This window comes from Roseimicrobium gellanilyticum (assembly GCF_003315205.1).
GTDB lineage: Bacteria > Verrucomicrobiota > Verrucomicrobiia > Verrucomicrobiales > Verrucomicrobiaceae > Roseimicrobium > Roseimicrobium gellanilyticum.
This window is the reverse complement of sequence record NZ_QNRR01000019.1, coordinates 87703-109179: the sequence shown is the minus strand read 5'-3', so window position 1 is coordinate 109179 and position 21477 is coordinate 87703. Positions and strand designations below refer to the sequence as shown.

At 60.7% G+C, this 21477-nt stretch carries 15 protein-coding genes; 4 read left to right on the top strand and 11 right to left on the bottom strand.

Translation table 11 applies throughout. The annotated features are described in order from the left end of the window. Positions 1-198: 198 nt before the first annotated feature. Entirely contained in the window at positions 199-6120 is a 5922-nt protein-coding gene (locus tag DES53_RS30780) for an autotransporter domain-containing protein (RefSeq protein ID WP_147263731.1), read from the bottom strand. Between the two features lie 100 nt (positions 6121-6220). On the opposite strand from DES53_RS30780, the gene DES53_RS30775 reads away from it, so the two are divergent. Beyond that, complete coding sequence (locus DES53_RS30775) at positions 6221-6958, top strand: helix-turn-helix transcriptional regulator (protein WP_113962178.1); 738 nt, start codon at positions 6221-6223, stop codon at positions 6956-6958. A 32-nt stretch (positions 6959-6990) separates the two neighbouring features. Here the strand turns inward: DES53_RS30775 and DES53_RS30770 are convergent, their stop codons facing one another. The 4 genes from DES53_RS30770 to DES53_RS30755 all read right to left on the bottom strand — a co-directional run bounded on the left by DES53_RS30770 (position 6991) and on the right by DES53_RS30755 (position 10737). Next, positions 6991-7554 carry a DUF4112 domain-containing protein gene (locus DES53_RS30770; RefSeq protein WP_113962177.1) on the bottom strand — a complete coding sequence of 188 codons (564 nt, stop codon included), beginning with the start codon at positions 7552-7554 and terminating at the stop codon, positions 6991-6993. 130 nt (positions 7555-7684) lie between these two features. Then, a complete protein-coding gene (locus DES53_RS30765) occupies positions 7685-8080 on the bottom strand; it encodes a hypothetical protein (protein ID WP_113962176.1) in 396 nt (131 codons plus the stop codon). Between the two features lie 30 nt (positions 8081-8110). Then, on the bottom strand, positions 8111-9898 hold the full coding sequence (gene rho / locus DES53_RS33910; RefSeq protein WP_113962175.1) for a transcription termination factor Rho: 1788 nt from the start codon (positions 9896-9898) through the stop codon (positions 8111-8113). Between the two features lie 89 nt (positions 9899-9987). Further along, entirely contained in the window at positions 9988-10737 is a 750-nt protein-coding gene (locus tag DES53_RS30755; RefSeq protein ID WP_113962174.1) for a YebC/PmpR family DNA-binding transcriptional regulator, read from the bottom strand. 409 nt (positions 10738-11146) lie between these two features. Here DES53_RS30755 and DES53_RS33650 point away from each other — a divergent pair, with 409 nt between their 5' ends. Further along, positions 11147-11398 carry a hypothetical protein gene (locus DES53_RS33650; protein ID WP_211325749.1) on the top strand — a complete coding sequence of 84 codons (252 nt, stop codon included), beginning with the start codon at positions 11147-11149 and terminating at the stop codon, positions 11396-11398. A gap of 197 nt (positions 11399-11595) precedes the next feature. On the opposite strand, the gene DES53_RS30745 is transcribed toward DES53_RS33650, so the two are convergent. Genes DES53_RS30745 through araD form a run of 5 tightly spaced genes read right to left on the bottom strand, consistent with a single transcriptional unit; the run spans position 11596 to position 15825 of the window. Beyond that, a complete protein-coding gene (locus DES53_RS30745) occupies positions 11596-12483 on the bottom strand; it encodes a hypothetical protein (protein ID WP_113962173.1) in 888 nt (295 codons plus the stop codon). Between the two features lie 33 nt (positions 12484-12516). Next, positions 12517-13431 carry a dihydrodipicolinate synthase family protein gene (locus DES53_RS30740; RefSeq protein WP_113962172.1) on the bottom strand — a complete coding sequence of 305 codons (915 nt, stop codon included), beginning with the start codon at positions 13429-13431 and terminating at the stop codon, positions 12517-12519. 35 nt (positions 13432-13466) lie between these two features. Further along, positions 13467-13775, bottom strand: coding sequence for a type II toxin-antitoxin system RelE/ParE family toxin (locus DES53_RS30735; protein ID WP_113962171.1), 309 nt, complete (start codon positions 13773-13775; stop codon positions 13467-13469). Between the two features lie 10 nt (positions 13776-13785). Further along, positions 13786-14040, bottom strand: coding sequence for a type II toxin-antitoxin system ParD family antitoxin (locus DES53_RS34125; RefSeq protein ID WP_113962170.1), 255 nt, complete (start codon positions 14038-14040; stop codon positions 13786-13788). 54 nt (positions 14041-14094) lie between these two features. Next, entirely contained in the window at positions 14095-15825 is a 1731-nt protein-coding gene (gene araD, locus DES53_RS30725; RefSeq protein WP_113962169.1) for an L-arabinonate dehydratase, read from the bottom strand. 157 nt (positions 15826-15982) lie between these two features. Here araD and hrpB point away from each other — a divergent pair, with 157 nt between their 5' ends. Beyond that, on the top strand, positions 15983-18547 hold the full coding sequence (gene hrpB / locus DES53_RS30720) for an ATP-dependent helicase HrpB (protein WP_170157553.1): 2565 nt from the start codon (positions 15983-15985) through the stop codon (positions 18545-18547). A 223-nt stretch (positions 18548-18770) separates the two neighbouring features. After that, positions 18771-19460, top strand: a complete 690-nt coding sequence (locus DES53_RS30715; protein WP_113962167.1) for a zinc metallopeptidase — start codon at positions 18771-18773, stop codon at positions 19458-19460. Positions 19461-19982: 522 nt separating this feature from the next. On the opposite strand, the gene DES53_RS30710 is transcribed toward DES53_RS30715, so the two are convergent. Further along, a complete protein-coding gene (locus tag DES53_RS30710) occupies positions 19983-21407 on the bottom strand; it encodes an efflux transporter outer membrane subunit (protein WP_113962166.1) in 1425 nt (474 codons plus the stop codon). Positions 21408-21477: the final 70 nt, after the last annotated feature.

Genomic DNA, 21477 nt, shown 5'->3' with positions numbered 1-21477 from the left:
CGGCCTGACACTGCCTTCCTTCGTTGAGCTTGGCTTCTCATAGCGATGACAAGCGTAACTTCGCCTGCCTTGCTTTTGAAGCACGTCACACTCCACGACGCAAAGCGCACTGATGACTGCCAGACAGGATTCACGAGGCCGCTATCTTGCGACTCACCACGAAAGGATGTGCCTGCGTTGGTTAGTCAAGACACCCAGTTAGAACCTCCAGTTCGCATTCACACTGATCGTGTGATTCGCCTCATCCGTGCGGCCGAATTCGGCATGGTAGAAGAGCCCGCCGAAGAAGGTCTGATCCATCAGCACATTCACGCCACCGCCAAGGTAGAAGGCGTCACGCTCGGGTTCCCTGGTGAGGTAGTCGAAGCCGGGGCCTGAACCTCCGGCGAGCCTCGCGTGAAGCGTCTCACCGTCCTGCAGGAACTCGTGTTGCCAGAAGGCGCGGAGTTCTGGAATGACGGTGACTTCTCCGGGAAGCTTCATGGTGTACGCGACTCTCGCGCCGAGATAGCTGCGCAGGCTGTCCACGTTTGCATCATCGAGGCGCAGGTCGAGACTGTCCGCGCCGCGCTCGGTGAATCCACTGAGACTCTGCCGGGTGTATTGAATCGCAAGGCTCGGTCCAAAGGTGAAATTACCCGCCTGGAAGTCATAGCCCGTGCCGAAGCTGGCAGAGACTTCATGACCATCTGGCTCACTGTGGGTCGCACGGTCCAGAGTAGGCAGCACAATGGCGCGTCGCACTTCATATTCAATTGCGCCACCTTCCACGGCCGCATGCGCATAGAAGTTGCCACGATCATACAGCGCATACGCGCCGAAGGTCACCTTCTCCAGATCCGCCTGGTTGTTCCCGGGATAGTCGCTCTCGCCCATCTGGTAGCCTGCGAAGATGCCCACGGCGAACTCATCACTCAGGGCATAGTCCGCTCCGGCGAGGAAGGTGCCGCTATCGAACTCGCGATCCGGTGTGGTACCCCAACCGGTGTGGGAAAAGAGTCCTGTGGCTTGGGTCCACACCACCCATGGGTCCTCCTCGGGGGGAGTGATTTGATCCTGCACGGCTTTCACGTCTTTGGAATTCTTGGTGCTGGGCGTCCTGGGTGCAGACTTGCGATAGGCTTCCGTGCCCATGCTGCGTATCGAGAGGCGACGTGAGCTGAATTGCTGATGCAGCCCCTGCATCTGGCTGTGGGCGAGTTCGGCGCTGATCTGCAGAGCGGCATCATAGTGTCCGGGCAGGATGGCTTCGAACGCTGCGGGATATTGCTCCTCCCGCAGCATGTCGAGAGCGAGAGTCGTCACGCCGATGTCACCATCTTCGATGCCAATCCATTCATCCAGCGCCCTTGCAAGCCTTGTCTGATTGGGTGTTTCTGCCACCAGCGTGTAGCTCGTGGGCGCGACCAGCAGGATGCCCGTGCCACCGACAGTGAAGAAGCGGCCACGATTCACCGAAGGATGCGGCATGGTGATGCGCGAGAATCGTCCCTTGATACGGCCCGCATGGAGGAAGGGGAATTGGTCGCCATACTCAAGATCGGCGCCGAGCGAACGCACATCCAGCGTGCCGCCAAGATGCGCGGTGCCGCTGACGGACAATTGATCAAACCGGTGCAGACTCGCAATTTCCAACTCCAGTGTGCCGCTGCCTGTCTGCCGGAAATTGCCATGGATGGTGAGTGCACCCACGGAATTCCCCGAAGCCACGGTGCCATGGTTGAGGACATTCCCCACGATGATGCCACTGCCACCCAGGGTACCAGCACGACCCACACGCACGAGCGGAGATCGCAGCACCGTATTCACATACAGGCCACCCTGCTGGATGAGTGTGGCTCCTGCATAGGAAGGTGAGGCCCCTGCGAGAATGAGCCTGCCCGGACCCGACTTGGTGAATGTACCGGTTACAGAAATCGGCGCGGCTATGGTGGCACGCGCGCCTCCCACCACCTGCATTTCCGCATCCCCCAGCGAGTAGAGCTTTTGTCCTGCGGGCGAGACAATGCGATAGCCGCTCACTTGGAAGATGAGCTTCTGGAAGGGGATGTCGCTGCCCAGCGTGACGATGCCCGGTCGCGTGGTGAAGACGCCGGTCTGCCCTGCCCATGGGCCATTGATGTTGCCAGCCTGGTTCGTCCAGTTGGTATCCGTCACATTCCAGATGCCATCGCCGCCATCGATGAATCCATTGGCGCCCGGGTGCGAGCCATCCCAGTACTGCATGCCCGGGCCGGTCTCCACCACCACGAGGTTCACCTCTCCGGCTGTGTCGGTGTCGATGGCGAAGTTCCCCGGATTGAAACCCGCAGGCATACTCTGAATGGTGAGGAGTGCATCCGTGAGCGCACCTCCATACGTCATGAGGTTGTACGCGTCCGCCGTGAAGCCGCCCGCGTCCGTGATGCGCAGCAGGCCGTCCAGCAAGAGGTCCCCATCCACGGCGATGTGGCTGTTGTTCGGATTACCCGGGGCACCAAGGGAATACGCGAGAACCGATGTGTTCCCAAGCGAGAGCGAGCCCACACGCAGCGCGCCGGGATTCGTGGCATCCCCAGGACGGATGATGCCACCAGCGCCAACAGTCACCCCATGCTCCACACGACCGATGCCGCCAAACGTGGCATCGCTGGCCACGGTGACGCTCGATTCCACCAGAGATCCATTCACATACAATGCACCCGCATTCACTGCGGTATCGCCGAGGTAGGAGTGCGCTCCCGTGAGTACCAAGGTGCCGGTGCCGCCCTTTGCAATGCCACCACTGCCGGTGATGGGCGCGTTGATGGTGGCCTGCGCACCCGCATTCACCAGCACGACTGCATCCGTGGCAGTATGGAGTGCATAGAGCTGGGCCAGGTCCTGATTGATGACATAACCACTGGTGACGAACTGCAAACCTTCGAAGTCGATGTCGTCTCCCAGTGTCACTGTACCCGCTGTGCCCTGGAAGATGGCCGTCTTGCTGTTCCATGCCGAGTTGGGGATGCCCACCTCGGTGGTCCAGTTCGCCGAGGTGTTGTTCCAGGTGCCCGTGCCGCCATCCACCACATTGTTGCCAAGGACATTCGGCCCGTCCCAGTACTGCAAATCCGTGAGACTGACGATGAGGTTTACCTGGCCGGTCGTGGCCGTATCGATGGTGTAGTTCAGTCCCAGCGGCACATCACCCAAGCCCAGTCCGAAGTTGTTTGTCAGCGTGGAGTAGTTGATGAGGCGATACGTTCCGATATTGAAACCCGTGAGTGGATCGATGTTCAGCACGCCATCCAAAGTCAGCGCACCATTCACCTGAAGCAGGTCACTATCCGTGCCTGCGATGCCGGGAGGCTGCGGCGGGCCCAGTTCATAGTCCAGAAGCGAGAGATTGTTCAGCAGCAGGTTCCCCACGGACAACGTGCCGGGACTTGCTCCGGGGGCAATCCTGCCGCCGTTGTTGATGGTGGTATTGCCCGTGATGCTTCCCGTACCACCAAGAGTGGCGCCATCGCTCAAGGTCACGGCTGAGAGAGTGATGGAGCCATTCACCCGCAGCGTGCCGGCACTCACCAGCGTGGCTCCGGCATAGCTCGTGGTGCCTGACAAGGTCAGAATCCCCTGGCCTGTCTTCGTCATTCCCCCTGCACCGCCGAGGGGCACACCGATCCCAATGTTGAAGCCATTGCTATCAATGGTGGCTCCACCGCTCTTGAACTCCACGTCGCCGGACTCGAATCCGAAAAGAAAGTCCTGCTCATTCGCGGTGGCTCGCAGGATACCTCCGTCGATGTTGAGCTTGGCGCCGGCCACTCCTTCACTGCCGCCACCGACACCGCATCCACAGGAGAAGCCGCCTTCCCGGATTTGCCTCGTCACGAGTAGGGCGCCGCCACGCACCTCCAGCACGGATGGGAGCGGTGCCTCGCTGCTCACATTGAGGCGGACCTGCCTTGCGGTGACAGTGGCCTGGTTCTCCACGATCACGGTTCCGGTTCCCTGAAATCCTATTTCGAGATCTTCCGTCATCGTCCATGAAGTGCCACTGCCCGAGATGGTGGCATTGCCGATTGCCCCATCCAGATCTCCGACGAAGCCCTGCTTGCTCACCACCGTGGCACCACTGTTCACGGTGAACGTGCCGGTGCCATTGACTCCCACCGCGATGTGTTCCGTGAGATGGATGGCCGACCCCGCGTCACTGACGGTGACTTCGGCCGTGGTACCGGAATTACCCGCGATGGACAGATACCTGCCTGTAAGCTGGCCGCCCTTCTCAAACACGGCCTCGCTGTCGTTGAACAGGCCGACCTCGAGTTCTCCATCGAAGATACCGGCGGTGCCGGTCAGGGTGAGCTTCGAATTGGCCCCGGAGACCAGCAGATGCCCTTCACCATGTACCCCAAGAAAGGAACTACCCATGGTCAGGGTATCGGCGCGAAACTCGCCTCCGTTCAATATGTGCAGTGTGCCATCGCCGCCCTCACCGATGGTGCTCGCGAATCCCGCGAGCGAGGAGGCATCCCACAGCGAGTTCGCACCCGTCACGGTAATTTTTGAGGTGCTGGTGGCCCGCCGGGCCACGTCGACAAAGCTGCTCCTCATCACAGCTCCATTCTCCACGGTCACTGTCGCTGAACCCTGGTCTCCAATCAGCGCCCAGCCAGAGTTGTTCCATACAGTGCCGGAGCCTTGAACCGTAAGATGGTGCACACCTCCCGCGTTGCCAGCCATCTGGAAGGAGGCGACATTCGGCGCGGTGGAGGAAGTGTTGATGGTGGAGCCTTGGGAAATCGTGGTGGTGGTCGTGCCCACACCTGTGATGACCATGCCCCCTTGAGCCGTCCATGAGCCATTGGTGATGGTGACCGTCAATGTGTCTCCGACAGCTGCCAGGAAATTGGTGCTGTTGCTCAGCGCTGCGGGTGCGCCTGTGACTACGGATCCACCGTTCACGACCTGCACCTGCGAGTTCTGCACCACCACGCCAGCTAGCGAGCCGAAGCTGGCGACATCGAGGATTTCCAGCTTGGAGTTGGTGCCGCTGACCGTGAGGTTGAAGTTGGCATTCGCGTTGAAGCGTCCATTCGTGCGCACACGGCCGCCATTCAGAATCGACAACGTGGCACTTCCGCCAGACCCGGGTGACACCGACCCCGTGGTGATGTCTCCGGACAGCAGCCATCTGGAGTTGGCCCCTGTGACGGTCACTTCACCAGTCGAGCCGACGTTCTGGCCGATTCTTCCAAGGGTGCCGTTCACCACCCCGCCATCCGCGATGAGCAGCGTGCCGCGCCCGCTCACACCCACATTCACACTGGCAGCGGTGAGTGTGGTATTCGCATTCTGCACCGTCAGTGAACCCACCGAGACTGCAGTGTTGCCAATGTTGAGTGTGTTGGTCGTCCCCGTGGCGCCTTGGGAAAGCGTTACCGTGCCTTGTGCGTTTTGCCCGATGGAGGTGATGCCACCATTCCACGTCGCCATTGGCCCGGTCACCCGGATTTCCCCGGTGCTGTTCACCGCAGCTCCCACGAACGTAAACACCACTGTACTGCTCGTGGCCGCCGTCGTGCCTGTAATCACCACGAGGCCGCTGGCGCCATTGTCATTGCCTACATTCATCGCGCCATTTCCGGAACTCACGGTCCCGCCTTCCAGCACGTGGAGCTCCCCGTGGCCGCTGCTGCCTACATCACCTTGACTGCTGAAGGTCCACCGGGAGTTCGCACCGGTCACCGTGACCAACCCGTTTGACCCTGCATTGTTGCCAATGCCAGTGATGCCCGTGGAGAGCGTGCCCCCACTGGAAACGGTGACGGTGCCGGAACCAAAATCTCCCACCAGCATGAAGCTGGAGGCGGTGAGTGCTCCGCCTTGCACTTGGAGCGTGCCTGATTGCCCCGCGTTTGCACCGAGAGTCAGCAACTTCACCTGTCCTCCTGTCGTCAGGATCTGTGCTGTGCCGCCATTGTTGATGGATGCATCAATCGCCGAGGTTGGTACCACGCCCGGGGTCCAGTTGCTGGAGGTGAACCAGTTTCCGGTACCGGCATTCCATGTCACCTGGGCGTTTAGAAAAACCGCAGGAGTTAAAAAAATCAGAACGAGCCAGACTGCGCGACGGAAGGCATTCGTCATCATGGGATTGCTGTCGCCGCCACCCACATGACGGTAAATACGCGATCTGGCGTAATTTTCGCTTTCAACTCCCCGGTGCCTTCCCTAGTTTCTCCCCAAGACCATGCAACGAGTCTCACACCTCGACTTGGAAACCGTGAAGCAATGCAGTCATGATCTGCTGGAAGCTTCCAGTCATGAAGACCTGCGTGATCGCCTGATTTTTGGCTGGCTGCCGAAACTCATCGACTCAGAGTTTGTCGCCTGCAATGAGTTCTCCCAAGGTCGTGTGCTGAAGATCACCTCCACGGTGAACAATGCAGAGATCAACAAATATGCGGAGCCCTTTGGTGCGCTCATTCATCAGCATCCCTGCTTCAAGTTGCAGTCGGAACTTGGCATCGCGGCACCACTAAAGATCAGTGACTTCATCACGAGGCGCGAACTTCATGACCTTGGGTTGTATCAAGAGGTATACAAGTATCTCGGCATCGAGCGGCAAATGGCGCTCTCGGTGCATCCTGCGCCGGGTGAGCTCGTGAGCATGGTGCTCTCCAGTTCCACGCGGGATTACACAGAGCGTGACCGTGTGGTGTTGTCGCTGCTACAGCCCGCCATCCAGCGTGCATTCGCCGCGGTGCGTCAGCGCAAGCTGCTGGCTTCGCTATCGTCACGCGAGGCGGAGGTGCTCTCGTGGGTTGCAGAGGCCAAGACGAACAAGGAGATCGCGCTCATCCTCGGCATCAGTGCACGCACGGTGCAGAAGCACTTGGAGGCTATCTTTGCCAAGCTCGGAGTGGAGACGCGAACCGCAGCGGCATTGTGGGCGCAGCAGCTCGACAGGTCATCAAGACTCCGGTAAGACGATGCCGGGTGTGCTGCTCGCCTGCGAGCTCAGCCTCCAAACAATTTGCTGCCGAGCTGCCAGATCATGGTCGCGAAGGTGATCCACACCATGGCCCACAGTACCAGCAAGCCCAGCCACACGGAGATGAACACCACCATAAAGATGCGGCTGCCACGACGCACTGCGGCCTTGTCGCCGCCTTTCCACTGATTGATGAGCTTGAGGTTGCGGGAGTTCGATTTGAACCACGCGGAGAACACGTCACCCACACCGGGAATGGTGCCCACCGCATCGTTGATCAAGATATTCGTGCCCATGCGTATGAGCGCGGACACCGGGACGCGCTGACGCACCCCCTCAGCAAGGGTCACCACTCCAATGCTCGACGCCAGGAAATCACCGACACCTGGAAACAACCCAATGATGGGGTCGAGCCCGATGCGCACATTGGTTCCCGGGATGCGGATGAACTCATCCATCCAGTGCGCAATGATGCGCGCAGCCTCTGAGGAGTTCTCAGCGTCCCTTCCAGACGGAGCCTTCCCTTTGCCATCGGGTGGCAGGACGGCGTCGATATCGACATCGCGGGGTGGAGGCTTGGAGGCGGGCATGGGGAAGGTTTTTGGTTTTCAGTGTCCGATGAGCATACGTCGGAGATGCTCGGCAGTTACTGACTCTTCACGCACAGATTCGTCCAAAAATAGGAACTCGGTTTTAAAAACGGTCAACCTGGGGAGCCGGTCACTTGGCAGTTAGTTTCGCCTGCAGGCATTTGTTGTACTCTGCGGCGTAGTTTTTCGTCAGGGTGAGCAACTGCGCCTGCGCAAAAGAGGTGACGTAATCAGAGGGCGCTACGATGAACTTTGTGTCGCCGGGATTTCCCTCAACGCCTGGCACCACCGAACGCCTGTGAATGGCAATGTAGCGCCTGTCACCTTTACGGAGCGCTTGTTCCACGTCCTCGTTTGGATCCCCCGAGCTCAGCGCCAATATTTGCGATTCAGGAGCGAGTGAGCGGAGATCGTCTCCGTCAAAAGCGACGCGGTGGGTTTGGGGAGTTTTGCTGGTGAGGGTACAGGTGAGGTACCCTCCTGCAAATCCAAGCGCCAGGAGCAGAGTGATCCAGGCGTATTTCATAGGCGCGCCGTGAGAGACGTGATGATGTCCTCACACATTCACCCTGCCCGGAAGCTCGATGAGCATCTGGGAATTGTTCGGAGCGCGCTCCATGAGGGTGATGACACGCTGGATGGCATCGATGGGTTTGTGACCCGCGAGACCGCGGCGCAGCATGTGCACCTTTTCCATCTGGAAGGGGGGCAGCAGCAGTTCCTCACGGCGGGTGCCGGAGCGGAAGATATTCACCGCGGGATAGATGTACTGTTCGGCGATCTTGCGATCGAGCACGAGTTCCAAGTTACCTGTGCCCTTGAACTCCTGGAAGATCGCGTCGTCCATACGGCTGTTTGTTTCAATCAGCGTGGTGGCGAGGATGGTGAGGGAGCCGGCGTCGCGCGTGTTGCGTGCGGCAGCGAAGAGTCGGCGGGGCATTTCCAGAGCACCCACACCGAGACCGCCTGTGGCTGTGGCTCCGCCCTTGTGCGCGTTATTGAAAGCACGCGCCATGCGCGTGATGGAGTCCAGCAGCATGAAAACGTGCTGACCGCTTTCCACAAGGCGCTTCGCGCGCTCGATGGCGAGCACGGCGGTGCGCAGGTGGCTGCGGATATCACTGTCGTTCGAGCTGGCGTGCAGCTCGGCATTCGGCAGCGTGCGGCGGAACTCCGTCACTTCTTCAGGGCGCTCATCCACCAGCAGGATCATCAGATGCATCTGCGGATGATTCTGCGTGATGGCTTCGGCGATGTGCTGCAGCAGAGTGGTCTTACCGGCGCGTGGAGGCGCCACGATCAAGCCGCGCTGACCACGGCCGACGGGTGTGATGAGATCCATCACACGCGTAGTGAGGCGTGTGGGGACCGTTTCAAGCTGGATGCGCTTGCTCGGGTTCACCGCCTTGAGTTCTTCGAAGAGTGGCAGATCGCGCACCTTCTCCGGAGGCAGGCCGTTCACCTCCTTGATCTCCGTGACCTGAGGTCCGCGGTGCCCCATGCGCTCCACACCCTTGATGTACATGCCGGTGCGCAGGCCGAGATTGCGAATCCATTCGGGAGAGACCCACGGGTCTTGCGCGAAGTCCGCCCACTGGCGGCTCTTCTGGCGCAGGAAGCCATAGCCCTTCGGTGTGAGCTCAAGAATGCCCTCGCTGGGCTCCGGCGGGCCAAGCGGGCGCTCGGGCGGGGGAGCCTGCTGCTGCTGGCCTTCGCCGTCGCCTTGGGGCTGACCATCACGATCGCGATGCTTGTCGCGGAAACGTTCACGGAACTTGTTGCGCTTCTCCCACTTGCGACCGCGGCCATGGCCACCGTGCTGGTGCTGGCCTTCTCCGGAGGGGGCGGGAGCATTGGGGCCACCCTGGCCGCCATGCTGCTGGCCACCCGTGTGAGCACGCGGATGCGCATGACCGGAGCCATGCTGCTGCTGCTGTGGTGCTGGCTGGGACGGGGCTTCGCGAACTTCCGCCACAGGTGCGGGAGCGGGCACAGGAGCCGGGGCTGGCGCGGGAGCAGAAATCGGAGCATCGACAGGCGCGGGACGCGCGGCGGGCTCATGGTGCACCACATCGGCTGCGGGCACGCGAGTGACTCCACCATCCTGCACCATCACTTCAGAGGATGTTGCGGCTGCGGGAGCGCTGGCACGTTCTTCACGCTTTGCCGTACCCTTGGTGCTCTTTTTGGCGGCACGCTTCTTGGGAGCGGGCGGGGTGGGCAGTTCAGCCTGTACCTCGGTCTTGGCGGCTGCTTTTTTCGCAGACTTCTTCACCGCCTTTTTGGCTGTCTTTTTCGCAGCGCGTTTGCCGCTGGGAGTCGATCTTGATTCCTCGGGTGCCATGGGAAACAGCGTGGGTGTTGAGGAGCCCGCTTGCAAAGTTGAATGCTCAGTCATCGAGAGATGCGATACAAAAGGTATGTCTTGAGGCGTCAGGAGAGCCTGGCCACCACTTCATCAGCCAGTTCGAAGTTGGCGTGCACGTTCTGCGTGTCGTCGTAGTCGTCCAAAGCGTCGTACAGCTTGAGAAAAGAACGTGCCGTGGATTCATCGTCCAGGGTCACAGTGGTGGATGGCTGGTAGATGAGTTGTTGTGATTTTGGCGTGATGTTCTTCGCCTGGAAGGCGCCGCCCACAGCGAAAAGTTTATCCACCGGGGTGTATACCACCCATTCTTCCTCCTCGCCGATGATGTCATCCGCGCCTGCTTCGAGGGCGATCTCCATCACGGTGTCTTCTTCGAGCGAGGGCTTGTCCAGGCGGATCTCTCCGAGACGGGAAAAAAGATACGAAACGCTGCCGGCATCCGCGAAGGTGCCGCCCAGCTTGCTGAAAATGGTGCGCAGGTCGCTCACGCTGCGATTGCGATTGTCAGTGACCACTTCGATGAGCAGAGCCACGCCACCCTGGCCAATGCCTTCATAGACCACTTCCTCCAGCGCTGCGCCCTGCAGCTCGCCGGTACCCTTCTTGATAGCACGCTCAATGTTGTCATTAGGCACGTTCTGGGCCTTGGCGTTCAAGATGGCAGTGCGCAGCCGGGCATTGGTATCTGGACTTCCGCCCCCATGCTTCGCCGCCAGCGTAATCTCCTTGGCGAGTTTGCTGAATACCTTGCCGCGCTTGGCATCGACTACGGCCTTGATGTGCTTGACCTTCGACCATTTGTTGTGGCCTGCCATGACAGATTCGTTGTGGGGTGGGGAAGCTGGGATGTCGCCCATGGGCGCGAAGTGCTGCCCGTGGGGAAATGAACGTACGAGAAAAGAAAGAAAGGGGTGATCCGTGCAGGAAATTCCAGGCGGGGGTGCCGCACCCGGGCTCGAAACGCTGAGATGCATGCCCGTGAGGGCGCGTTTGAGGCAGGCGGGACCGTTGCGCGGAAGGCAACCTTGGGTCACTCGTGAGGGCATGCAAGCCCGTCAACAGGGTCAATGTGAACACAGTTCCGCAGGCATGCAAGGCTTTTTGTAGGTGAGAGTGGGTGGATGCGAACCTCGTCAGTTGGGGATCTGACGCATTTTTCACCTTGATTCTTCAAGCATCGGTGGAACTTGTCCGCCCTCTTTTACAAACACTGCATCCATCCTCATGGGACAACAATCCAACAAGATCATCAAGCGTCGCCGCCGCGCCGCTTACCTGAAGCGCAAGAAGGAACTCGCCAAGCAGGGCATCAGCCGCAAGGTGAGCCGTCCCGCGAAGGCCGCCTCGGATGCTGACAAGAAGGCCGCTGCTGCCAAGAAGCCCGCCGTGAAGAAGGCTGCCAAGGCCCCCGCCGCGAAGAAGGCTGATGCTGCTCCTGCTCAGGACGCTGCTCCCGCTGCCGAGGAAAACTCCTAGTCGGGCAAAAAGCCTCATTACTTTTTCCACCAAGAGCGAAGCGTTCTGCTTCGCTCTTTTTTGTGCATACAGAATGGCGAGAGCCTGGCAATTCCGAGATTATTTCCGAAATGCAGGTGCCAAGTGCGATGAATCTCGATGGTGGACCTTCCACCGCGTGCTGCGCAAGCAGGGTGGCAGAGCCGGAGCCAAACGGATCAGCTCACCACCGGTGGAGCTGAGCGAAGAGCCCTGTAGAGTACGAACGTGAAAACCTGGACGAGGAGCAACGGGGTGGAGAGAATTGTCAGTATCACTGCATCCAACAGCCAGTGGCTCAGCGTGGGCACGAACTGCACAACCACCTGGTAGATGAAAACAAGGACGGTGAGGGGGAGCGTTACTGCGATGAAATAAAGGAACAGCAGCCAGAACCTCCCGCGGGCGAGATCCGCACTCCTCTCCACAGCGGGCCAGGCAGAGCGGCCCTCATCCATGACAATGCAAATCGTGAATGCCAGCCACACCGACGCGAGGAAGCCGGGAACAAGGCAAAGGAAGAAGCCCGCCATGACGAGGATGAGCACAAAGATGCTGGCCAGCACCACATTGCCCAATCGTGCCATGGTCACGAACCACGCGTTTCCATAAGTGGGCACCTTGCCCATCCAGATGCGGGACATGGCTGCAAAGATTGCCGCGTGACCCACACTGATGAAGATGCCATTGACGGAAATGGAGAAGAAAAGAAGCCGCATCCCACCCTCCACAGGATCCACCTGGGTGCTGACATAGCCCTCCAGAATGCTCACGGGAAGTGCGACAGTGACATTGATGAGGAAGAACAGCAGCCAGTGCTGCCGGAAGATGTCCCACGCCTTCGTCACCAGGGGCATGAGGCGCACGGGGGGCGCCTGCATGTCCTTGCCCGGAGGATCGAACTCATTGCCCTGCTGGAGGAACTGCACGGCCGCATCCTTGTACTCTGCGACCACGTAGTGCGGCCCGATGCGCACCATCTGCGATTGCGGGCGGCGTTCGCCCGTGTATGCGCAGGTGCGGATGGGATCCTCTTCTTCGTGCGGCTCGGGGGCTTGGTCCTCCATGCGTCAGCGATTGCAAGCGGGTGCTGCCAACGACTACGCACGGCTCCATGCCAGCGCGTCCTGCGCGGCGCGGGCAATGGCGGCCTGCTTGTCCGCATCCAGCTCGCTGAGCAGCGGAAGCTGCGGGCCGGTCTCAGCGATGCCGGCGAGCTTCACCGCGTGGTGCAGCACCTGGATGGGGCTGTAGGCATTGCGCAGATCTTCGAGCGGAAGGAAGCGTTCACGAAGGGACTCGGCCTTGTCGAACTCACCTGCCTGCAGGGCGAGCAGCAGTTCCTGGGAGCGATTCGGGGCCACGCACACGCAACCGGCGGTGAAGGCCTGCACGCCAAACTTCTTCCAGTGAATGATGGCAGGTTGCTCACCGATGCCGCTCACGAGCAGTTCGCGAGGCACCTCATTCGAGATGGCTTCGAGCAGCGGGTCCACGGCGGGATCCTGGCGCACCACGGCGTACTTGATCCAGGAGACGGCACCTGCGGCCACGAGGCTCTTCACGACTTCCAGGTTTACATAGCCTTCGTCCTTCACGTACAGCACGATGGGCCGGCCGAGTTTTTCGACAATCCGCAGCACCGCCTCACGCACGCCTTCCGGCTTGGAGACTGCCAGGGTGGGGAGCAGCATGGCGGTGGGATACCTGGTCCCCTTGAGGATCTCCACCTGATCCATCGCCGTGCCGAAGAAGGGGCCGATGGCCGGGATGATCAGCGTGTCCTTCGCCGCTACCTCTTCAAGCTGGGCCAGCACGCTGCCGTACTCGGAGAGGCTGATGTTGTAGAAGTTCGCATTGCCGCCGTAGAGCAGGATGTTCACGCCACCGGCTTCGATGTGCTTGATAAGCTTCGCGTTTTCAGCGGCGCTCGACTTGAAGTTCGCATCACGGCAGAGCGGGGGCACGGCGATGACGGAGCGGCGGAGGTCGGCGGGAGAGAAGGTGGTTTGCATGGGAGAGGAATGATGCGCCTGGCTGGAAACGAACTTTACGGAGTATCCGATTCATTAAAGTAGTCTGCGGTGATGTCACGCGCAGAATGAAGCACCCTAATCAGTATGATGCCATCTTCGAAGGGCTGGTAAAAGATGACATAGTTCCCTTCAGGATAGCTGCGCAGGTCTTCCGCAAGTTCAGGACGACGGCGCCCCATCAGGTTATTTTCTGATAAAACTTGCAACCGGGCATCCAGCTTGCGCAGCAGATTTGCTGCATGCTTGGGACTATCCGCAGCAATATATGAATAGATGTCGTTGTAGTCCTGCTTGGAAGCCTGCGTGCGAAGGATTCGGGGCATGCTTTTTCCGTTAGCGGGCAGCATTTCCGGCAATGATGCTCTCGGCATCGTACTCGACAAACTCACCTCGGGCTGCTTGTTCCAGCCCCAGGTTTACGTCCTGTCTCAGAGCGGCGAGGCGACTGGCACGTGTTTCTTGGTCTGCCTGAAGGTTTCGCAGAGCGACAGCCACTACCTCGCTCGCACTATGGAACGACCCTGAACTGACGGATGCGTCCACAAACCGCTGGAGAGAAGGATCGAGATGAATGGCGACCGTGCTCATACGGGAAGATACCGGCTGCCGGTGGGCTCGCAAGAAGTAACCATCGAGTTGATGCTAGTGGATTCTCGGCTCCGGCGTGGGCGTGCCGGTGTAGTGGAGGAATCGGAAGTCACAGCCCTCATCGGCCTGGGTCACCTCATTGAGGAAGAGGTGCAGGTAGCCGCGGTCCACCTTGCGCGCAGCAGGCTTCCAGGCGGCCTTGCGCTTGGCGAGTTCTTCGTTGGAGACTTCCAGGGTGAGCGTGCGGTTGGGCACATCCAGTGCGATGATGTCTCCATCCTGGACGAGGGCGAAGGGGCCGCCCACGGCGCTCTCGGGAGCGATGTGCAGCACGCAGGCGCCATAGCTGGTGCCGCTCATGCGGGCATCGCTGAGACGCAGAAGGTCGCGGACACCCGCTTCAAGGAGACGCTTGGGCAGGGGGAGCATGCCCCACTCCGGCATGCCCGGAGCTCCGAGAGGGCCGGCGCTTTGCAGCACCATCACAGAATCGCCGGTGATGGGTACATTGGGGTCATCGAGACGTGCGGCGAGATCTTCGTAGTCCTTGAAAACGACAGCCGGTCCGCGATGCGTCCAGTATTTTTGCTCCATCGCGCTGTGTTTCACCACGGCGCCGTTCGGGCAGATGTTGCCACGCAGCACGGCGGTGCCGCCTTCGGTGGAGAGGGGATTGTCGCGCGTGCGAATGACCTCGGTGTTCCAGATTTTCGCATCGGCGATGTTCTCAGACAGCGTGTGTCCATTCACCGTCATGCAGTCACCTGCGAGGATGTCCTCCACTTGCTTCAGCAGCGCGGGCAGGCCACCGGCGAAATAGAAATCCTCCATGAGGAAGCGGCCGGCGGGGCGCAGGTCGGCGAGGCGCGGCGTCTTGCGCGAAATGGTGTCGAAGTCTTCCAGCGGCAGCTTGATGCCCGCGCGGCCTGCCATGGCGATGAGGTGCACGATCGCATTGGTGCTGCCACCCACGGCCATGTCTGCCACGATGGCGTTTTCAAACGCGGCCTTGTTCAGGAACTGGGAGGGGTTCAGGTTGTTCCACACGTTCTCCACAATCTGACGGCCGGAGGACGCGGCCATGCGCCAGTGACGCGCGTCGCTCGCGGGAATGCTGGAAGCACCCGGAAGCGTGAGGCCGAGTGTTTCCGTGATCGCTGTCATCGTGGAGGCCGTGCCCATGGTCATGCAGTGACCGTGCGAGCGCGCGATCCCGTCCTCGATGTCGCACCAGTCTTCCTGAGTGATGTTCCCTGCGCGCAGCTCGGCCCAGTATTTCCAGGCATCCGTGCCGCTGCCCAGCGTCTGGTCGCGCCACTGACCGCGCAGCATGGGACCACCGGGGACAAAGATGAAGGGAAGGCCCGCACTCACCGCGCCCATGATGAGGGCGGGGGTTGTCTTGTCGCACGCGCCCAGCAGCACGGCGCCATCCACCGGGTGGCAGCGCAGCATCTCCTCCGCTTCCATCGCGAGGAAATTGCGATAGAGCATGGTGGTGGGCTTCATGAAGTTCTCACTCAGCGACATCACCGGAATCTCCAGTGGCATGCCTCCGGCCTGCAGGACGCCTTTCTTCACGTTCTCCGCGAGCACCTTGAAGTGCAGGTGACAGGGATTGATGTCCGACCAGGTGTTCAGAATCGCGATGACCGGCTTGCCCTGCCAGTCTTCCGGGCCCAGACCAAGCTGCCTTGCCCGCGAGCGATGGCCAAAGGAGCGGAGGTCATTCGGACCAAACCAGCGGTGGGAACGGAGTTCTTCGGGAGCGAGGCGGGTGGGCATGGGAGGGTGAAAAGGCAGTGAATCGAGCGGAAAGCAAACTGGCAGTGGGAGCCGCAGCTATCAAGGACAGAGAGGATTTTGCGAAATCGAGCCGGAGGGGTGGGTTGGCAGGGTGCGAAGCAGTTGCGCGGACGCCGGATTGCGGTATCCGCAACGCTTGAGCATTCACGTTTCCAACCTCCCGATTGAAGCCCTGCGCCAGCCGATTGTGCACTGGTTTGCCCAGGCTGGTGTGCGCAATGCCGTGGTGCGCTCGCCCACGGGTTCCGGCAAGTCCACCCAGGTGCCGCAGATGCTGCTGGACCATGGCATCGCGGGGGACAAGCGCATCGTGGTGCTCCAGCCCCGCCGCATTGCTGCCCGCATGCTGGCCGCCCGCGTGGCGAAGGAGCGCGGAGCCCAGCTCGGGGACGAAGTGGGCTATCAGGTGCGCTTTGAAAATGTCTCCAGCAGCAAGACGCGCATCCTCTTTGTCACGGAGGGGGTGATGCTGCGTTACATGCTCGACGATCCGGCGCTGAAGAACGTGGGCTGCATCGTCATCGACGAATTCCACGAGCGGCATCTGGATGGCGACCTGTGCCTCGCTTGGGCGCGTGCCGTGCAGGCGGAGCAGCGACCGGACCTGCGCATCATCGTGATGTCTGCCACCATCGCGCCGGACCCGCTGAAGGCCTTCCTCCAGCCGTGTGAAATCTTTGATTCCGCGGGGCGCAACTTCCCTGTGGAGGTTGGCTACCGAATACCGATGAGGGACAAGGCGGGCTATCCCGAAGCGGTGTGGGATCAAGCTGCGCTCGCGGCGGAGGAACTCATCGCGCGGCGTGGTCTGGATGGAGACCTTCTGGTCTTCATGCCGGGTGGCCATGAGATTCGCAAGACCATCGCTGCCATGAGCGGCCGTGGCTTCTCCCGTGGCTTCCGCATCCTGCCACTGCATGGTGAACTCACCCCTGCGCAGCAGGATGAAGTGCTGCAACCCGGCGGCTCACGCCGCATCATCGTAAGCACGAATGTGGCGGAGACCTCGCTCACCATCGAAGGCGTGCGTGCTGTGATCGATAGTGGCCTGGCACGCGTCGCAGCACATGACGTGCGGCGTGGCATCAATACGCTTACGGTACAAAAGATCAGCCGCGCGAGCGCAGATCAGCGTGCGGGTCGCGCGGGGCGTCTTGGCCCCGGTGTGTGCGTACGGTTGTGGCCAGAGCGCGAGCATTTGCATCGCGCCGAGAGCGAGTTGCCAGAGATTCGCCGATTGGATCTCAGCGAAGCGTTGCTGACCCTGGAAGTGGTCGCGGAGCGTGCGGGCATGACGTTTGATTGGTTTGAAGCACCTGCGCCCGAGGCGCAGCAACTTGCGCGCACCATGCTGGAGTCGCTCGGTGCGATGGATCGCGAGACAAAGTCCATCACCTCGCTGGGCAGGAAGATGTCTTCCTTCCCACTGCACCCGCGCTTCTCACGCATGCTGCTCACGGCAATGAATCTCGATTGCATGGAGGACGCCGCGTTGTGCGCGGCCATCGCGCAGGGGCGCGACATCCTGCTGAAACCCACCGAGCAGACGAAGCGCAAGCGTGAAGAATTCTTCCATCGCGAGGATATCAGCGAGTTTCAGCCACTCATGCGCGCGTGGGACAAGGCGAAGTCCGTGAACTTCAATCCGGATGCGTGTGCGCCGTATGGCATCCATGCTCGTGCGGCGCAGGAGGCCATGCGTAGTGCGGATCAATTGCTGCGACTGTGCCGCAGGGCAGGGGATTCACCCAAGCTGCAAATCACTGCGGAGACACACGACATTGCGCTGGCGAAGTGTGTGCTCGCGGCGTTCTCAGACCACCTCGGTGTGGAGACCTCCAGTGGCTCGCGTGTGTATTCACTGGCTGCGGGCTACAAGGGGCATCTGGAAAAGGATGCCCATCTCAAGCCGCCACCCATGCTCGTAGCTGCCGAAGTGGCGGAGATTCAGGGCAAGGCGCTTCAGGTGAAGCTGAACCTCACGACCAAGGTCGAAGAGGCCTGGCTGGATGAGCTTTTCCCCGGGGACATCTCCACCGGCAAACGTGCGGTGTACGACAGCGTGAACAAGCGCGTGACGAATCGCGAAGAGAAGCGCTTCCGCGATCTTGCGCTGCACTCGCGCGAGCGTGGGGAACCCGATGCCGGTCTCGCAGCGTCCATCCTTGCGGATGAGATTATCGCGGGCCGCCTGGAGATGCCGAATTGGACCGAGCGCCATGACCAGTGGATCACCCGGTTGAATAGTCTCGCAACGTGGATGCCGGAACTGGAGATGCCTTCGATTGGAGATGAGGAAAAACGCCTTCTCATCGAGCAGATGTGCCTCGGTGCTACAGCAGCACGGCAGCTTCGCGAAATCACTCCAGACGGCGCACTCAATGCCTGGCTGTCACATTCCCAACGGGAGCTTCTGGACCGCTACGCGCCCGAGCGGGTGAAGCTCGCAAACGGCAAGATGGTGAGGGTGGAGTACCGAGACAAGGCGACACCGCAGATCAGCGTGATCCTGCAGCAGCTCTATGACACGAATGAGAATCCACGCATCGCCGGAGGCAAGGTGGTGGTCTCCGTGAACATCCTCGCCCCCAGCCAGCGGCCCGTACAGACCACCGGTGATTTGGCGAACTTCTGGAAGACCAGCTACCAGGCCGTGAAGACGCAGTTGAAGGGACGATACCCCCGGCACGAGTGGAGGTGAGCGAGAAGGAGGTTGGACTTTCCAGTCCGACAGTGGGCGTCAGGCCTTCTGGCCTGACGGTTGCCTGGCGAGAGATCATGACTGTCAGGCCGGAGGCCTAACATCCGCTGTCAGGCGGGGACGCCTAACCTCCGTTTGATAGCGATGCGCCATCGCATTTGTCGCGAGGCGTGGCATGATGTTCACGTATCCTCTTCTCTGAAGATATCGTCGCACTTCCCGCATGATTGTTCTCCCCATCATCCTGCTCGTGATCGCCATCGGCATCTCGAGGTTTGCCCTGCAACGTTATGAGCAAGGGGTGACACTTGGCGCGAGACAGACAGTCCCGGGAGCGCTGACCGCCGCGGAGGCCGCACGCCAGTTTCTGGACGAAAACGAGGCTTCCGACGTGAAGATTGTGGAGCACAACGCGATGGTGTCGGACTACTTCGATCCGGGGCGCCGGGTGCTGTTTCTGAACAAGGCGGTCATGCAGGGCACGGATGCGGCGTCGTGGTCCGTTGCATTGCATGAGGCGGCGCATGCCACGCAGCAGGGCGAGGAGAAGAAAGCGCTGCTGTGGCGGCTGGGGAATATCCGCCTGGCCCGCTATGCGCCTACCGTCATCGGGATTGCGGCCATCATTCTCGCGTTCGTGAAGCGCGCACCACGTCCGGCATTGTTTGCCTGTGGAGTTGCGTTCTTCCTGATTGCCATGGTGAATGCGATGAGCATGGCCGTGGAGTACAATGCCTCTCAGCGAGTCACGGCCTGGCTGGAGCGCAAGCTGCGCCGGCATTCGGAAATGCTGGATCTCTTCCGGCAGATCCTGCCCCGTGTGGCATGGCGTGATACCGGAGCGCTGATTCGCTCGCCGATGTACCTGCTTTTCGGGGTGCTTCCCGTGGGGGGAAGACTGAGGCCGAAGTGATGGCTTGAGGTTGGCGGGTTCACGCCGAATGGACGATTCGGGTTAACCGCAGAGGGGCAGAGTGGCAAAGGACGCAGAGGAGTGAGGGGGGGTGCTGATGGGAGGGTGTATGTCGAGGGTGTGGTAGCGCCTCGTAGCAGAGGAGGCGGAGACGCGCAGGGATCGTGTGCTCGCGGAGATGGTGGGTGAGGAAGGGGAAGCCGGAGTTGGTGGCCCGGCATTGTGTGAAGGGTCATTCCAACGTCAGGTCCGTTTTTCGTCCGCGACGCCGGCCAGAGGCCAGCGCTCCCAGGGCCGGCATGGCGATGCACGTTCAAGGTGATTCACTGTGCTGCACGCAGGCAAACGGCACGCTTTTTCTACGCGTCCCTGCCTTCTTTGCCTCTCTGCATCTTTGCGATTAACGCGAATCGTCCCTGCGGCATGAATCTCGCTGTGTGCAAAAAATTGCGCCTCCCAGTCAGACCTTGGAGGTCGTGACATGGGAGGCGCAGGGGAATGCTTGCCTGATGAGACGAAAACTTACTTGGCGCTCACGCGGCCGTTGGTCTCCCAGCCACCGCCCAAGGACTTGTAGATGGCAACCAGGGCCACGGCGGTGAGGGTTTCGCTTTCGGCCTGGCGGCTTTCGGCTTCCAGCATCACGCGTTCGGCGTCGAGCACCGTGAGGAAGTCGGCCACACCGTTCTGGTAGCGTTCGCGGGCGAGCTTTGCGGCTTGCTGCGAGGCGGCGGAAGCTTCGCGGAGGAAGTCACGACGGGCGCGCTGGCGTCCAAAGGACGTCATGGCGTTCTCTGTTTCTTCAAGCGCACCCAGCACGGTCTGTTCGTATTGAGCGATGCTCTGCACGTTGCGGGCCTTGCTGGCATCGATCTGGGCCTTTACACGGCCAAGGTCAAAGGCGGCCCAGGAAATGCTGGGACCGAAGCTGTAGGCGTCCGCACCGGACTTCGCGAGGCCGGAGAAGGACTCTGCCTGCAGGGCCACACGACCATTGAAGGTCACGCGCGGGAAGAGATCCGCGGTGGCCACACCCACACGAGCGGTAGCGGCCTCAATCTGGAACTCCGCAGCGCGGATATCCGGACGGCGGCGCAGAAGCTCGGCGGGGCTGCCCACCCGTACAATGCTGGGCAGGGTCGGCATGGGCTTGCTCTTGAGGAGCTCATCGAGCAGCACCTGGGGCTGTTGACCCGTGAGCACGCTGATGCGGTGGATGTTCCTGCGAATGGCACTCTCGATCACGGGGATGGCCGCGAGGGTCGAGTTCAACTGGGCGCGGGCACGGGAGGTATCGAGCTCAGTGCCACGTCCGCCCTGGAGAAGGCTTTCCGTCAGCTTGAGGGTGTCACGCTGGTTGGTGGCGTTGCGCTGGGCCACGGCGAGTTCGTTCTGCAGTCCACGCAATTGCATGTAGTTGCTGGCCACGTCAGAGGCGAGGAGCACCAGGGCGTCGCGGCGCAGAGCTTCGGCGGTGCCGAGTTCGGCCAGAGCGGCCTTGTTGTTGTTCCTCACGCGGCCCCAGAAGTCGACTTCATAGAAACCATCGAGACCCACTTCATAGAGCTCCAGGTTGCGGCTGCGGCCAAAACCACTCTGCGCAATGCTGCTGCGTTGGTTGAGATAGCTCGCGTCAGAAGTGACGGTTGGGAAGTAGTCAAAACGCGCGGCAGAATGCAGGGCACGGGCTTCATCCACACGCGCAGCGGCAATGCGGAGATCCGGACTGTTGGCAAAGGCTCGCTCGATCAGGCTGTTCAGCTTCGAGTCGTTGAACTTCCTCCACCACGTGGCCACTTCATTGTCCGCGCTGAAGGAGCCTTCTCGCTTGCTGCTGGCGAACCGGGCGTCGGTTTTGGTCTCGGGGCTGGTAAATTTGGGGCCGACATTGCACCCGGCAAGCAGGGCGGGCAGAAGGGATAGCGACAGAAGGTGACTGGTCTTCATGCAGAGTGGACTGACTGTGGGAGGATTTTGACTGGCATCAAGCAATAGAATCGAGGCCTGCGCCTGAACG

Excerpts from the sequence above, each read along its gene's own strand:
- DES53_RS30780 (WP_147263731.1), bottom strand. The coding sequence starts at position 6,120 with ATGATGACGAATGCCTTCCGTCGCGCAGTCTGGCTCGTTCTGATTTTT.
- DES53_RS30775 (WP_113962178.1), top strand. The coding sequence starts at position 6,221 with ATGCAACGAGTCTCACACCTCGACTTGGAAACCGTGAAGCAATGCAGT.
- DES53_RS30770 (WP_113962177.1), bottom strand. The coding sequence starts at position 7,554 with ATGCCCGCCTCCAAGCCTCCACCCCGCGATGTCGATATCGACGCCGTC.
- DES53_RS30765 (WP_113962176.1), bottom strand. The coding sequence starts at position 8,080 with ATGAAATACGCCTGGATCACTCTGCTCCTGGCGCTTGGATTTGCAGGA.
- rho (WP_113962175.1), bottom strand. The coding sequence starts at position 9,898 with ATGGCACCCGAGGAATCAAGATCGACTCCCAGCGGCAAACGCGCTGCG.
- DES53_RS30755 (WP_113962174.1), bottom strand. The coding sequence starts at position 10,737 with ATGGCAGGCCACAACAAATGGTCGAAGGTCAAGCACATCAAGGCCGTA.
- DES53_RS33650 (WP_211325749.1), top strand. The coding sequence starts at position 11,147 with ATGGGACAACAATCCAACAAGATCATCAAGCGTCGCCGCCGCGCCGCT.
- DES53_RS30745 (WP_113962173.1), bottom strand. The coding sequence starts at position 12,483 with ATGGAGGACCAAGCCCCCGAGCCGCACGAAGAAGAGGATCCCATCCGC.
- DES53_RS30740 (WP_113962172.1), bottom strand. The coding sequence starts at position 13,431 with ATGCAAACCACCTTCTCTCCCGCCGACCTCCGCCGCTCCGTCATCGCC.
- DES53_RS30735 (WP_113962171.1), bottom strand. The coding sequence starts at position 13,775 with ATGCCCCGAATCCTTCGCACGCAGGCTTCCAAGCAGGACTACAACGAC.
- DES53_RS34125 (WP_113962170.1), bottom strand. The coding sequence starts at position 14,040 with ATGAGCACGGTCGCCATTCATCTCGATCCTTCTCTCCAGCGGTTTGTG.
- araD (WP_113962169.1), bottom strand. The coding sequence starts at position 15,825 with ATGCCCACCCGCCTCGCTCCCGAAGAACTCCGTTCCCACCGCTGGTTT.
- DES53_RS30715 (WP_113962167.1), top strand. The coding sequence starts at position 18,771 with ATGATTGTTCTCCCCATCATCCTGCTCGTGATCGCCATCGGCATCTCG.
- DES53_RS30710 (WP_113962166.1), bottom strand. The coding sequence starts at position 21,407 with ATGAAGACCAGTCACCTTCTGTCGCTATCCCTTCTGCCCGCCCTGCTT.